This window comes from Flavobacterium sp. RNTU_13 (assembly GCF_046614455.1).
Taxonomy (GTDB): domain Bacteria; phylum Bacteroidota; class Bacteroidia; order Flavobacteriales; family Flavobacteriaceae; genus Flavobacterium.
Map to the genome: position 1 here is coordinate 293,686 of NZ_JBKJHB010000002.1, position 14,060 is coordinate 307,745.

Here is a 14,060-nt window from a genome sequence, read left to right on the forward strand (position 1 = left end):
GTTTAGGGCAAAGATAAGATTTACATGTTAGCCTAAAAATTCAACGTCGTGCTTTTTATGTAATTCTTTTAAAATCACCATTAATCTCCTTGTGAACTTCAATTCGAAATCCCTCATGTCCAAATATTCAGTATATTTTACTTTGTAGTTTGTATGAATATGATTTAGTAAAGGAGCCCATGCGTCTTTACTTGTTTTGTTGTTTTTAAGAAAAATTAGTATTTCTTCGGGTTCATATAAATCTAAAGCTCTTCTTATTTCTTGATCAACAATTGACCTATATTCTTCGGCTAATATACATACTACAAAATCTGAATCGTCCATGACATCATTAATTATGTCTATCAGGTTTTCAGTGGTATTATCGTAGCGTTGGTCATCTTCAACCAAATTGGCAAACACAGGAATTTTATTAGCATCTTTTTGTACATCAATAATTTTTTTACCAATTGCTCTTTCTTCAAGATCTTGTTTGGAACTAAAAAAAATTTTGGTATTAGGTATTTGGCTCTTTTTTTTACGCCCTGTTATTTTTGCTGGTTCAGCATAAAGCTCTAATTCTCCCTTTAAGTTCTTATAATAAATTCCGATTCTATAAAGTCGACAAGATTTAAGAATGCTCATACTTGGTTTTTCATTGAAAACCAAGTATTGCTCATAAGATATTCCTGGTATTTTCTTTGCTGATGCGATACGTTGTATTATGGATTCTTTGATTACATTACTGTCTTCTCTAATATGAAAAATCTTCAGGTCGTTGTCTTTTTTTTTGATGAGTTTAGGAACATATGTTAATTCTTCAGGCATAACATCTAAAACAATATAATCATCTGGAGTATATTGTTTATCAATTAAATCAATAATATCCATGTTATAATGATCGGATTTTAATGAGAAGTTTTTCCAATTCACTCTCAAGATTTCTTTTGCTTTCGTAATCCAAAGAATTAAAATCAAAATCAATTAATAACTGTGATAAAGATTTAGAAGTTTTTAACACAGACTGATATTTATAAAAATTTTGAGAAGTCGATTGATATAAGTCTTCAGGGCTAAAATTTATATCGTTAAAAAAACGTTCAATTTGATTTTTTACTTGATCAATTGGGATTTGTCCATCTTTAGCAGCGTTTAATGTTTTGTTTATTAATCTAAATTCTTTATTGTTTCTAATAACTCCTTTATCTTTTTTGTCAATACAAATGTCAATTATCTCACCAATGTTATGATTTTTTAATAATTCAGGCATTAATTGACCGATATCCTTTATTGGTTTATGCATCTCAAGCAAAATATCGGGGTCAGGTTTTTCATTACTAGGCCCAATTTCATATTCTAGAAACTTCTGTATGACGCTATCGGGATAGTCTTGAAATTTTAAATATTTGTTGATTTTATAAGTTGATAATGAAGTCATTGTTGACAATTCTCTCATGTCAGAGGAATTTAGATTTTGAATATTTTTCCCCATTTCGTCTACTATTCTCCTGATAGTCATTGATATAGCGAACTCTGTCCATTCTTCTCTTACATTATGGATATGAAACATTAGAGAAAGTGACTCAAGTAAGTCTGGCTCTTTTAGAAGGACACGAGCAGGGACTGTTTTTATATTAATCTTTTTGCAAGCCCTATACCTTCTTTCCCCATCCAGAATAATATATTTATCTCTTTGCTTGTCATAGTAGACAATAATGGGGTTAAGTATCCCTTTGGAAAGAATAGAATCAATTAATTCTTCCTCCTCTTCCTCATTATAACGTGCCCTAGGGTTGAACTCATTTGTGATTAATTGTTCAATGTTGATATCTTGAACTTTTTTATCGTATTCTATAATACTGCTGAGATTTGTCATAAAATGGTTGGTTTTAAGTCAAAAATAAATAATTTTAACAAAATAAGCAAAAAAAAAATCCCGCAGCTCACACCACGGGATTTCAATATCAAATAAAAAGTCAAAAATCAATCCTCACTTTCCTGTTGTCCCATCATCATAAGATACGCTTTCAGGAACGGGTCTATTTCGCCATTCATAACCCCGTCTACATCGCTGGTTTCATGGGCGGTACGCACATCTTTAACCAACTTGTACGGGTGCATTACGTAGTTGCGTATCTGCGAACCCCACTCAATTTTCATTTTGTTGGCCTCAATCTCGTCGCGCATCGCCTGGCGTTTCTTCAGCTCTATTTCATAAAGCTGCGATTTCAGGAGCTGCATCGCCTTAATCTTGTTATCCAGCTGCGAGCGCGTTTCTGAGTTTTCTATGATAATCCCGGTAGGGTGGTGGCGTAGCCTTACGGCGGTTTCTACCTTGTTTACGTTTTGCCCACCCGCGCCGCTGCTTCGCATGGTTTCCCAACTAATATCGGCAGGGCTAACCTCAATTTCTATGGTATCGTCGGCAAGCGGGTACACGTACACCGATGCAAACGAGGTGTGGCGCTTGGCATTACTGTCAAACGGGGAAATGCGCACCAGCCTGTGTACACCGTTTTCGCCCTTAAGCCAGCCAAAGCTGTAATCGCCTTCAAACTCCAGCGTTACGGTTTTTATACCGGCAACTTCACCCTCCTGAAAGTTGAGTTCCTTAACCTTATAGCCGTGTTTTTCGCCCCACATAATGTACATACGCATAAGCATACTGGCCCAGTCGCAGCTTTCGGTACCACCGGCACCGGCGGTAATTTGCAGTACGGCACTCATGCTGTCGCCCTCGTCTGATAGCATATTTTTAAACTCCAGGTTTTCTATATGCGTTATGGTTTCGCTGTACTGGTTATCCAGCTCCTCCTCTGTAACGTCGCCTTCTTTAAAGAAGTCGTACATTATTTGCAGTTCTTCGGCTAAGTCGTTGGCTTTGTTATAGTCTTCCACCCACTTCTTTTTGCCGCGCAGATTGCGTACAATAAGTTCGGCCTGCTTGGCGTTGTTCCAAAAATCAGGGGCGTAGGTCTTTTCTTCTTCGTTAGTAATTTCTATTAACTTCCTGTCGATGTCAAAGATACCTCCTTAGTGCTCCGAGGCGCTCCATAATACCTTTAATTTGTTCGGTATTTGTCATAAATAATGTAAGTTTGTAATTGCTTACAAAAATAGGCGATACTTTTCATAATATGGAAATTAATTTAATCAGCGATACGGTTACCAAACCATCTCACGAAATGTTACAGCAAATGTTCCGCGCGCGCGTGGGCGACGATGTGTACAAACAAGACCCATCGGTAAACGAACTGGAAGAAGCCGTTGCAGGCTTGTTCGGCAAAGAGGCCGGGCTGTTCTTCCCTAGTGGTACCATGGCTAACCAAACCGCGATTAAACTGCATACCCAGCCCGGCGATGAGCTTATTTGCGATAAATGGGCGCACGTGTATAACTACGAAGGCGGCGGGGCAGCGTTTAACAGCGGTGTTTCGTGCAGGCTTATAGATGGCGACCGGGGTATGATTACCGCACAGCAGGTGCGCGATGCTATAAACCCGCCTGATTTTTACCACAGCCCGCTTACCTCGCTGGTGTGCATAGAAAATACTACTAACAAGGGCGGAGGGGCGTGCTACGACCTGCAAACCCTGCGCGATATTAAAGAGGTTTGTACCCAAAACAACCTTAAATACCACTTGGATGGCGCCCGCCTGTGGAACGCCCTGGTGGCTAAAAGACAGCATCCGCGCCAGTTTGGGGAGCTGTTTGATACGGTTTCTATTTGTTTTAGCAAAGGGCTTGGTGCTCCGGTAGGCTCTGTACTGGTGGGCAGTAAAGCCGATATGAACCGTGCGCTGCGCATACGTAAGGTATTGGGTGGCGGCATGAGGCAGGCCGGTTACTTGGCTGCTGCCGGTATGTATGCATTGCAGCACAACGTGGGCCGCCTTGAGGAGGACCACCGCCGTGCAAAGCAACTGGGCCAACTTTTAAGCCAACTCCCTTGGGTGAAAAGCGTGGAACCGGTAGAAACCAATATCCTTATTTTCTCTGTACGTGATGGCTACAGCGAAGCTGCTGTTATAGAAAAACTGAAACAGAAAAGCATTTTTATCAGTTCTATGGGGCAGGGCAAACTACGTATTGTAACCCACCTGGACTACAAAGAGGTGATGCATCAGTATGTAGTAGAAACGCTGAGCAGGTTTACGCTTTAGTTTTTGTTTAAGGTTTAAAGTTGCTTACTCTTTTGTCCTGTCATTGCGAGGCACGAAGCAATCTAATCTTTATTAGGCTAAAAGTTTGCTTTCGTTTAAGATTGCTTCGTGCCTCGCAATGACGAGCTGGATTGGACTTTGAGAATAGATTATCCGAGTAAGCAACTTTAAACCTTAAACAAAATAAACTATTCCAAAAGATCCGGCCTGCGGGTTTTAGTATGCTCATACGCCATATCCTCCCGCCATTTGTCTATGTTTGCCTGGTGACCGCTTAATAGGATGTCCGGCACCTTCCAGCCTTTGTATTCAGCCGGGCGCGTGTATACGGGAGGAGCAAGCAGGTTATCCTGAAAACTGTCAGTTAATGCAGAAGTTTCATTACTCAATACACCCGGAATCAGGCGGATGATAGAGTCGGCTACCACGGCAGCGGCAAGCTCACCACCCGAAAGCACAAAATCACCTATAGATATTTCTTTAGTAATAAACTGGTCGCGCACACGCTGGTCTACACCTTTGTAATGCCCACACAGGATAATAATGTTTTTTAAAAGTGACATGCTGTTTGCCATGCCCTGGTTAAGCGTTTCGCCGTCGGGCGTCATGTAGATTACCTCGTCGTAATCGCGTTCACTTTTCAGTTTGCTTATGCACAGGTCTATAGGCTCTATCATCATTACCATACCCGCACCACCGCCAAACTGGTAGTCGTCTACGTTTTTATGCTTATTAGTGCTGTAGTCCCTAAGGTTATGCAGGTGTACTTCTACCAGGCCTTTGTCTATAGCACGTTTCAGGATAGAAGCCTCAAAAGGGCTGCGTAATAACTCAGGTAATACGGTAATGATATCAATGCGCATGGTTCTAATCAATCAAATTTTTAGTGTGCAAATGTAACAATTAAAGGCGGTGCATAAAACATAGCGTATACAGTTTCATTAATTGCTACATCAATCCATTGTTACATTGAATAATTGTTTATACTCCGAATTGCTTTAAATGATGATCCAAGTGTTTCCACTGCAGTAAATCCCATTCATGGTGCGTAAGGTTACCCATTAGCGGATGGCGGTGCTGCTTTATACAGCCGTGACCTTCTTTGGCAAACGTAGCCACCAATTCTTTTAGTTGCTGTTTTGCCGTTTCAAAATGTGGCTCGTGTGTTATGTTGTACTCTTTTATGGTACTAAGGTCGCGGCGAAAAGGCTGTTTACTGTGCAGCACTTTTTTGTAACTGTTTTTAAGGAAATAGCTTTTCCAGTGGGGTTGTATGTGCAGTGTGCCGAAACATACTTTTATAGGCTGCTGGCAGTGTTCCAGCATTTGGCTCACGGTCATTTTTCCCCATAAAGACAGTTTAATAGGCGTAAGGCTGTCTATGCGGTCTATTATATTTTGGTTCCCTTTCGGGTCGTAAAGGCTCTCCATTAATGTGTGTTTATTGTGTACGTCAAAATTAAAAATATTCCTCAGTTATATGGCGGTAATTATTACGCTAAAACCTCTTTTTTATTATTTTTCTGACGAATTGAATTGGTCATTGTTTTTTTAAGTGATGCAATTAGCCGATTACCTTTTTTGGATTGGCAGTGCAGTAGGAATAAATTTGTAACTTTGCCACTTCAAAACAACGAATACAAAAACAATGGAAAACGGTATTTACGCAAAATTTCATACTTCAAAAGGAGATATCCTGGTGAAGCTTACGTACGACCTTACCCCGGGTACTGTGGGCAACTTTGTAGGCCTTGCCGAGGGTAACCTTGATAACGATGCTAAGCCCATGGGCAAACCATATTATGACGGACTGGTGTTTCACCGCGTTATTTCAGACTTTATGATCCAGGGCGGATGCCCGCTTGGTAAAGGTACCGGCGGCCCGGGTTACAACTTTGATGACGAGTTTCACCCAACCCTTACACACAGCGGCCCGGGTGTACTAAGTATGGCTAATGCCGGTCCTGGTACAAACGGCTCTCAGTTCTTTATTACTCACGTAGCTACACCGTGGCTGGATAACAAGCACACCGTGTTTGGAAACGTGGTGGAAGGACAAGATGTGGTAGATGCCATTCAGCAGGGAGATAAAATAGAAAAACTGGAAATTATCCGTGTGGGCGAAGAAGCTGAAAAGTGGAACGCCATAGAGGCCTTTCGCACCTTTGAAGGATCGCGCGAAAAACGCCTTGCAGAACAAAAGCGCCTTGCAGAGGAAGCTCTTGAAAAACTGGCAGCAGGTTTTGAAAAAACTGAAAGCGGGCTTCGATACCAAATAATCCAGAAGGGTAGTGGTAAAAAAGCAGAAAAAGGTAAAAAAGTATCGGTACACTATAAAGGTGCCCTTGAAAACGGTATGGAGTTCGATTCATCTTACAGGCGTAAGCAGCCTATTGAGTTCCCGTTAGGGCAAGGCCACGTTATTGAAGGATGGGACGAAGGTATTGCCTTGCTTCAGGTAGGCGATAAAGCACGTTTTGTAATACCGTCTTACCTTGGTTACGGTTCTCGTGGTGCAGGTGGCGTTATCCCGCCAGATGCTACGCTTATTTTTGACGTAGAACTTGTAGACGTAAAATAATCATACCGGGATTTAAGTATCCGGTAATATGATAGAAGGCTGCCCGTTACGGGCAGCCTTCATTTTTGGAAAGGGTGTGTAAACAAATAGATTTATTCTCTCAATACTATTGTTTTAAAAGTTTGAGTGTTTTTAGCGCGCCGTTTTCTCCCTGCATAGAAATCAGGTAGTAGCCTGCGGCAAGGTGGCTTATGTTTATGTTGTTTTCGCCCTTTGCGGCATCGCCCTTGGCTACAATGTTACCGGTAAGGCCGGTAATGGTATACTGTCCTGACGCTGCGGCCACCAGAGTTACGGTTTCTTTGGCCGGGTTAGGATAAAGGGTAAATGACGCTTCTGAAGCCTCTGCATTTAAACCTGCCTGGTTGCCCGGTTTAGCACTGTTTTCTACCTGTGTAAAAGACCACTGCTGATTAGTGCCTCCACCATAGGCCCATACCTGCATTAGCGCGCCGTTAGCGGTAGAAACATCGGTAACATCCAGCGCTTTACCGCTGTATACGTTTTCTATTTTGTAATAACCGCTGCCTACGCTGGTTACAATCCACTTGTAGGTGTCGTTATTTACAAAACTTTTTTGCTGCACTTTTATACCATCGGCCGTACTGGTGCTGGCGAGTGCCAAGTACATATTGGTCGATTTTACGCGGATGTAATACTGGTTGTTACCCGCGCTTTCAAACCTCCAGCGCTGGTTATTGCCGCCGCCGCCAGTTATGTCCCATTGCTGTATGTTTGCGCCGCTTGCGGTAGAATTATCGGCCACATCGAGCCCTTTATTGCTTAGCCTGGATATAATGTTATAATAGCCCGGATAGCCTTGTGTACTGCCTTCGGTCCATTTAAATGAAATAGCTGCATTACCGGGAATAGAATACGTAAAAGCATTTGAGCCTGACACAATTTTTGTGCTCAGGGCAGACGACGAGGAGTTGTACACCACAAGTACAACAGAACCATCATTATTTTTAAATGCCGATGCCGAAAGGCTTCCGTTTGAGCTACTGCTGCCTATGCGTACGGCGCCATTTTTTACAAATTTTGAAATTTGTCCAATAATATAATATGGCGAATTACGCGTGTAGCTGCCGCTGCCTGTTATGGTAATGGCTCCCATACAGTTGCTGCATCCTCCTGAGGTATGCGGGCCATAAGACGTATTGGTTGCGAGGTTCCATTCCAGGGTTGTTTTGCTCCAGTTGTTCATACTGCCTATAACCACGTTTTGCATGTGCCAGCCAAAGTCGCCCCCGAAGTTACCTGGCCCGCCTACATACTGCTCCGTAAAGTATACGTTTTTACCCGTGTTGTTCCTTACTGTGGTCATAGCCGAAATATTGCCGGCGTACAAGTGAAACGCTGCCCCGTCTACATAACTGCTGTTGTTAAGCACATCTGTGGGATAGGCGGTATTATCGCAGTTATGGTCAAAGGCTATGATTTTTACGTACCCAAATCCTGCGTTCATTAAGGCTGGGCCTAAATTATTGTTGATAAAGTTTTTCTGCTCGGTGGAGTTCATGGTCATACTTGGCTCGTTGTATGGGTTTTCGGGCTCGTTTTGCGGTGTTATAGCCCAAATTTTAATACCCTGAGCCTGCATGGCCTGCAGGTATTTTACAAAGTAATTGGCATACGGCCCGTAGTTAGCCGTAAGCAAGCTGCCGCCCACCCAGCCGTTATTGGTTTTCATCCAGTACGGTGCGCTCCACGGGGTAGCCAGTATTTTTATGTTAGGGTTTATGGCCAGTATCTTTTTTAGTATAGGCACCGTGTAGTCCATAGTAAAGCCATTAAGGCTGAAGTTGTTTAGGGCAGTATCGCCATAGGTGTCGGCATAGCTGTAGGTGTATTGGCTAAGATCTGATGAGCCAATGCTTATACGTACCACATTAGAGCTTAAACCGGTGCTGGGGTTAAAAAGCTCTTGTAACAAGTTGTTTTGGGCGGTAGCGTTAAGCCCCGAAATTACCTGTGCGCTACCATCGGTAAGCGTCCAGCCGTAGCCGTCAATGGTTTGGTAGGTAGTGCCTGCGTTTACCGTAATGGTATTAGCGTTGCTGCCGGAATTTGCGGCGAAGTTTACTGTGCCTTGTTGAGAAAGCAGTGCACTTTGGTCTCCTTTAGTAAGCCAGGGCGTTACCGTTTGCGCCGTTGCCGAAGCCAGGCCAAGTGCTACACTTGCAAAGCAGAGTAGTTTTTTTACGTTTTGGGTTGAAATGAGTGAATGGTTTTTCATAATTAAAAGTTTAATGAAACAAATTTTAATTTCCATAAAATTATCTTTCACATCCTTTCAAACACCAAAAAAGCGTTTATCAAAAACCTATCATTTTAAGATTTTTATCCTTACAAAAACTTATTTAAGGTAAGTTTTTAGTATTGATAATCAAATTTTTATATAATTTTTTAAAATATATTTTCATTTACTCTAACGATTTCGTTTGTCGGTGATATCTGCCGTTAAAAGGAAGACAGCCCATTCAAAATGTACTTTTGGTATCATTCTGAAAGGGCCGTTTTTGTGTTTATATAACCGATTATCGCTTCAAAAAGTCTTTCAGCTCATTGTAAGTGCTTATCTGATCAGCTTTCTTTTCGCCGTGCAGTACTGCCTGAATTTGAGCCGGAACAGGTATTTCTATTTTCAGGTTGTTTATAATGCTGTCTGCAAATTTAACAGGATGAGCGGTTTCTAAAAATACACCGGTTAGGTTTTCTTTGTCTTTCAGGTATTTTTTTAACCCCAGGTATCCCACCGCACCGTGTGGGTCGCACAGATAGTTGTCTTCAGTATATACTTTTTGCAGGGTTGCAACGGTTTCGGCATCGGTAAATGAGTAGGAGGTAAGCTCATTATCAAGCGCGCCAAACTCTTTACCAAACAGTTCCAATATACGCACAAAGTTACTCGGGTTGCTTACATCCATGGCATTACTCAGTGTTTCTACGGTTGGTTTTGGTTGGTATTGCTGTGAGTCCATAAACCTTGGAACGGTATCATTTACATTGGTTGAAGCCACAAAATGCTGAATTGGCAGTCCGATTTTCTTCGCCATCATACCTGCACATATATTTCCGAAGTTCCCGCTGGGTACACTCACCACCAGTGGTTTGCCGAGTTTTTTCAGTTCTTTGTAGGCAATAAAATAGTAAAACATCTGCGGCAGCCAGCGCGCCACATTTATAGAGTTGGCCGAAGTAAGACTTATATTTTTAAGCTCCTCATCCAGGAACGCCTGTTTTACCATATCCTGGCAATCATCAAACGTACCGTTAACTTCAAGTGCTTTTATGTTTTGACCCAGGGTGGTAAGCTGCTTTTCCTGAACATCGCTTACCTTACCGCTTGGGTACAATATTACAACCTCTATACCTTCCACACCCAAGAAACCGCTGGCTACAGCCCCGCCGGTATCACCCGAAGTGGCCACCAGTATAGTAATCTTTTTGTCCTCGCCCTGTGTAAAGTAATTAAGGCAACGCGACATAAAGCGTGCGCCTACATCCTTAAACGCCATGGTAGGCCCATGGAACAGTTCCAGCGCATAAACGCCTTCTTCCACCTGTACCACAGGGAACGGGAAAGCAAGGGTTTCGGCTACAATTTGCCTTAGTTTATCTTCGGGTATTTCATCGCCTACAAACGGTGCTATGGCACGGTAAGCGATTTCTTCATAGCTGTAGTTTTCTATGTTTGCTATAAAATCAGCATCAAGCTGCGGTATGCTTTCCGGGAAATAAAGTCCCTTATCCTGGGCTATCCCGGTTATGGCTGCTTCTTTAAAACTGGTTTGTATATCGGGGTTATTTAAGCTGTAGTATTTCATTATAATATCTTTATTCCTGTTGGATTAATTGCCGACACATGTATCTCAAACGGCACGTTGATTTCTTCTAAAATTACCTTCATGGCCAGGGCGGCCTTCTCTGCGTCTTCCCTGCCCTTACTTAGTGCAAATACCGATGGCCCCGAACCCGAAATCCCGCCACCTAAAGCTCCTGCCGCAATGGCTGCGGCTTTTAGTTCGGCAAACTTAGGTATCAGGATACTGCGCACGGGCTCCACAAGTTCATCGTGCAGGGAGCGGCCTATAAGGTCGTAATCTTCGGTGTACAGCCCGCTTATGAGCCCTGCTATGTTGCCGCATTGTATGGTAGCCTTTTTAAGGCTGATGTTTTCACGCAATACAGAGCGTGCGTCTTTAGTTTTCAACTCTATCTGCGGATGGATAACCGTTGCGTACAGTTCTGCCGGAGCTTTTATGGCAATGATGTCCAACGGCTCATAACTGCGAACCAAAGTAAACCCACCCAAAAGGGCAGGAGCTACGTTATCGGCATGGGCACTACCGCTGGCCAGTCTTTCGCCTTGCATGGCATGGAAAACCAACTCTTTTGCTGTTAAAGGGCTGCCCAGTAAATAATTTATCCCAAAGACGGCACCCGCTGCACTTGCTGCACTACTGCCTATGCCACTACCGGCTTTTATTTTTTTAGTAATCGTGATTTCAAAACCACAATCGGGTTGCAGGGCGTCTGCGAGCGAAAGCGCTGCTACGCCAGCCACGTTCTTTTCGGTTTCCAAAGGCAAATCGGCACCAATGATTTCAGTGATGCGGATGCCTTTTTCAGCCGACTTTCGTATGGTCATTTCATCGCCCGTGCTGTCCAGGCAAAGCCCCAACACATCAAATCCACATGACACGTTGGCAATGGTAGCCGGGCAAAATAATTTTATCTCCTCCATAGTTTTCTCTGACACTAATTTCACAAACTGGCACTAATACATTATACTAAAATTTGTGAACATTCGTGCAATTCGTGTCTAAAAAAATTACCTGTTTCCTATCCTGATTACATCTGCAAAAATACCCGAAGCGGTTACATCGGCTCCTGCACCGGCACCTTTTATAATCAATGGCTGATCGGCATAGCGGTCGGTGTAAAACAATACAATATTGTCTTTACCCTCAAGGTTATAAAACGGATGCGACTGAGGTATAAATTGTAGCCCCACGTTTGCTTTACCATTTTCAAAGGAAGCTACAAACTTCAGGCGGTCGCCATTGTCGGCAGCTTTCTTGTATAGCCCATTAAAGTGGTCGGCATTTTTTTCAAGCGAAACCAAAAATTCATCGTTATTGGTGGTAGCCATACACTCATCCGGCAGGAATGAAATGGTGGCTATATCGTCAATTTCCATTTCGTAACCACTCTCGCGGATAAGGATAACCAGCTTACGTTTTACGTCTACACCACTCAGGTCAATTTTTGGGTCAGGTTCAGTATAGCCTTCTACCATGGCTTGTTTAACCACATCGCGAAAAGCCGTGTTTTCGTTAAAGTTATTAAATATAAAGTTCAGGCTTCCACTAAGTACCGCCTGAATTTTGTGCACACGGTCACCGCTGGCTACCAGGTTTTTAAGGGTGTCTATAATAGGTAATCCGGCACCCACATTGGTTTCAAACAAAAATGGCGCATTGTACTGCCTGCTCAGGTTTTTCAGGTATTTGTAGTTTGAAAATTCAGATGAACACGCTACCTTGTTACAGGTAACCACACCTATGCTACTCTTAAGGTATTGTGCATAAGTAGCAGCAACCTCATGGCTGGCAGTGTTGTCTACAAAAATACTGTTGCGCAGGTTCAGTGCTTTTATGTTTTTAATAAAACCATTAAAATCGCTGGCTTCGCCCTGGGGTAGTAACGCTTTCCAGTTTTCCAGGTCTATGCCTTCCTCATCAAAATACATGGTGCGGGAGTTGGCAAGGCCTGCTATACGCACATTGAGGTGAAGGTTTTCGCGCAGGTATAGCGCCTGTTTTTGTATCTGGGCTATAAAGCGTTCGCCCACATTGCCTACCCCCATAACAAAAAGGTTAAGCTGTACGGTGGCATCTTCAAAAAAGGTTTCGTGCAGGGTGTTCAGCGCTTTTTTTACATCCTTACTGTCTATTACGGCAGAAATGTTACGCTCACTCGCTCCCTGAGCTATAGCCCTGATGTTGATATTATTTTTACCGAGAGAGCTAAACATACGTCCGCTAAGCCCCTGGTGGTTTTTCATATTTTCGCCCACCACGGCTATAATACTCAGCCCATTTTCTATAATGGCAGGGTATATTTTCCCCTGTTGGATTTCAAAACTAAATTCGGCATTAATCGCAGCCTCAGCCTTTGCAGCCTCACCATCGGCGATACCAAGGCATATAGAATGTTCAGAAGAAGCCTGGGTGATAAAAATTACACTTACGTTTTCTTTACTTATTACATCAAACAAACGTTTAGAAAAGCCCGCTACACCCACCATACCGGGCCCTTCCAGAGTTATAAGCGTGGTGTTGTCTACATTGCTTATACCGCGTATAGGATTTTCGCTTTTTACTTCCGGCACTTTACTTACAACGCTGCCGTGGGCGTCGGGTTCAAAAGTGTTTTTTATGTGCAGGGTAATGTCTTTGTTTAGTATAGGCTGAATGGTAGGGGCGTATAGCACTTTGGCACCAAAATGCGAAAGTTCCATAGCTTCCTCAAAGGTTATGTATGGTATCGGCTCGGCTTGTTTAACCAGCTTAGGATTAGCGGTATAGATGCCGTTTACATCGGTCCATATTTCAAGCGATGGTACTTCAAGCGCAGCGGCTACTATAGCTGCGGTATAGTCAGATCCTCCACGCCCCAGCGTTGTGGTATGCCCGTCGGCTGATTTTGCTATAAAACCCGGCATAACCGTTATCTGTTTGTCACTACGTTCGTAGTAGTCAAATATCAGTTTATTTGTAGCCTCAAAATCTACCGATGCTTTACCAAAACGGCTATTGGTTACAATCAGTTCACGGCTGTCTGCAAGGGCAGCGTCCTCACCCTGAGCTTTCAGCGCTTCGCTAATAATGTATGAGGAAAGCAATTCGCCAAACGAAAGTATAAGGTCCTTAGTGCGTTCTGAAAGTTCCGCCAATAGACAGCAGCCTTCCATTAATGTCTCCAGGCGGTTTAGTTCCCGTTTTACGTGGCTAAGTACACCACTTTGGCCCGCCACAGGAACCAGTTCTTTTACAGTTTCAATATGTCGGCTCTCTACGGTCTGCAGTATTTCTTTGTAGCCTTCCTGTTTTTGTGAAGCCAGCGTTGCAGCGTTTAAAAGCAGATCGGTTACTCCACCCAGTGCTGATACCACTACTATTAAAGGCTCTTTATCTTTTTTTTGCTTTATAATGTTGATGCATTTACTTATGTTTTGGGCATTGGCTACAGAAGTTCCGCCGAATTTTATAACATTCATTTCTGAAATGATTTTACGGTAAATAGATAGATTTAAATACAAGGGGAAT

At 42.9% G+C, this 14,060-nt stretch carries 11 protein-coding genes; 2 read left to right on the forward strand and 9 right to left on the reverse strand.

Going from position 1 to position 14,060, the window contains the following annotated elements:
- Nucleotides 1–27: 27 nt before the first annotated feature.
- The 3 genes from ACLI08_RS06405 to prfB all read right to left on the reverse strand — a co-directional run bounded on the left by ACLI08_RS06405 (nucleotide 28) and on the right by prfB (nucleotide 3,064).
- The gene (locus ACLI08_RS06405) at nucleotides 28–870 is read right to left on the reverse strand and encodes a hypothetical protein (protein WP_411427633.1); all 843 of its coding nucleotides are present in this window, start codon (nucleotides 868–870) and stop codon (nucleotides 28–30) included.
- A 1-nt stretch (nucleotide 871) separates the two neighbouring features.
- On the reverse strand, nucleotides 872–1,855 hold the full coding sequence (locus ACLI08_RS06410; protein WP_411427634.1) for a ParB/RepB/Spo0J family partition protein: 984 nt from the start codon (nucleotides 1,853–1,855) through the stop codon (nucleotides 872–874).
- Nucleotides 1,856–1,962: 107 nt separating this feature from the next.
- Nucleotides 1,963–3,064, reverse strand: a protein-coding gene (prfB, locus tag ACLI08_RS06415; RefSeq protein ID WP_411427635.1) for a peptide chain release factor 2 whose coding sequence is annotated in 2 segments (ribosomal slippage) — nucleotides 1,963–3,003 and nucleotides 3,005–3,064 — 1,101 coding nt in all. Because the reading frame shifts where the segments join, the coding sequence is not laid out codon by codon here.
- Between the two features lie 52 nt (nucleotides 3,065–3,116).
- Here prfB and ACLI08_RS06420 point away from each other — a divergent pair.
- Complete coding sequence (locus tag ACLI08_RS06420) at nucleotides 3,117–4,142, forward strand: threonine aldolase family protein (RefSeq protein WP_411427636.1); 1,026 nt, start codon at nucleotides 3,117–3,119, stop codon at nucleotides 4,140–4,142.
- 188 nt (nucleotides 4,143–4,330) lie between these two features.
- Here ACLI08_RS06420 and trmD read toward each other — a convergent pair whose 3' ends face one another.
- The gene (trmD, locus tag ACLI08_RS06425) at nucleotides 4,331–5,005 is read right to left on the reverse strand and encodes a tRNA (guanosine(37)-N1)-methyltransferase TrmD (protein WP_411427637.1); all 675 of its coding nucleotides are present in this window, start codon (nucleotides 5,003–5,005) and stop codon (nucleotides 4,331–4,333) included.
- Between the two features lie 118 nt (nucleotides 5,006–5,123).
- Nucleotides 5,124–5,573, reverse strand: coding sequence for a DUF1569 domain-containing protein (locus ACLI08_RS06430; protein WP_411427638.1), 450 nt, complete (start codon nucleotides 5,571–5,573; stop codon nucleotides 5,124–5,126).
- A gap of 217 nt (nucleotides 5,574–5,790) precedes the next feature.
- On the opposite strand from ACLI08_RS06430, the gene ACLI08_RS06435 reads away from it, so the two are divergent.
- Nucleotides 5,791–6,723, forward strand: coding sequence for a peptidylprolyl isomerase (locus ACLI08_RS06435; RefSeq protein WP_411427639.1), 933 nt, complete (start codon nucleotides 5,791–5,793; stop codon nucleotides 6,721–6,723).
- A 106-nt stretch (nucleotides 6,724–6,829) separates the two neighbouring features.
- Here ACLI08_RS06435 and ACLI08_RS06440 read toward each other — a convergent pair whose 3' ends face one another.
- From ACLI08_RS06440 to thrA, 4 genes are all read right to left on the reverse strand, one after another.
- Entirely contained in the window at nucleotides 6,830–8,962 is a 2,133-nt protein-coding gene (locus tag ACLI08_RS06440) for an RICIN domain-containing protein (protein WP_411427640.1), read from the reverse strand.
- A 301-nt stretch (nucleotides 8,963–9,263) separates the two neighbouring features.
- Nucleotides 9,264–10,553, reverse strand: a complete 1,290-nt coding sequence (gene thrC, locus ACLI08_RS06445) for a threonine synthase (RefSeq protein WP_411427641.1) — start codon at nucleotides 10,551–10,553, stop codon at nucleotides 9,264–9,266.
- Nucleotides 10,553–11,473, reverse strand: coding sequence for a homoserine kinase (locus ACLI08_RS06450; RefSeq protein WP_411427642.1), 921 nt, complete (start codon nucleotides 11,471–11,473; stop codon nucleotides 10,553–10,555). Before ACLI08_RS06450 ends, thrC begins: the two co-directional genes overlap by 1 nt.
- Before the next feature lie 87 nt (nucleotides 11,474–11,560).
- The gene (gene thrA, locus ACLI08_RS06455; RefSeq protein WP_411427643.1) at nucleotides 11,561–14,011 is read right to left on the reverse strand and encodes a bifunctional aspartate kinase/homoserine dehydrogenase I; all 2,451 of its coding nucleotides are present in this window, start codon (nucleotides 14,009–14,011) and stop codon (nucleotides 11,561–11,563) included.
- Nucleotides 14,012–14,060: the final 49 nt, after the last annotated feature.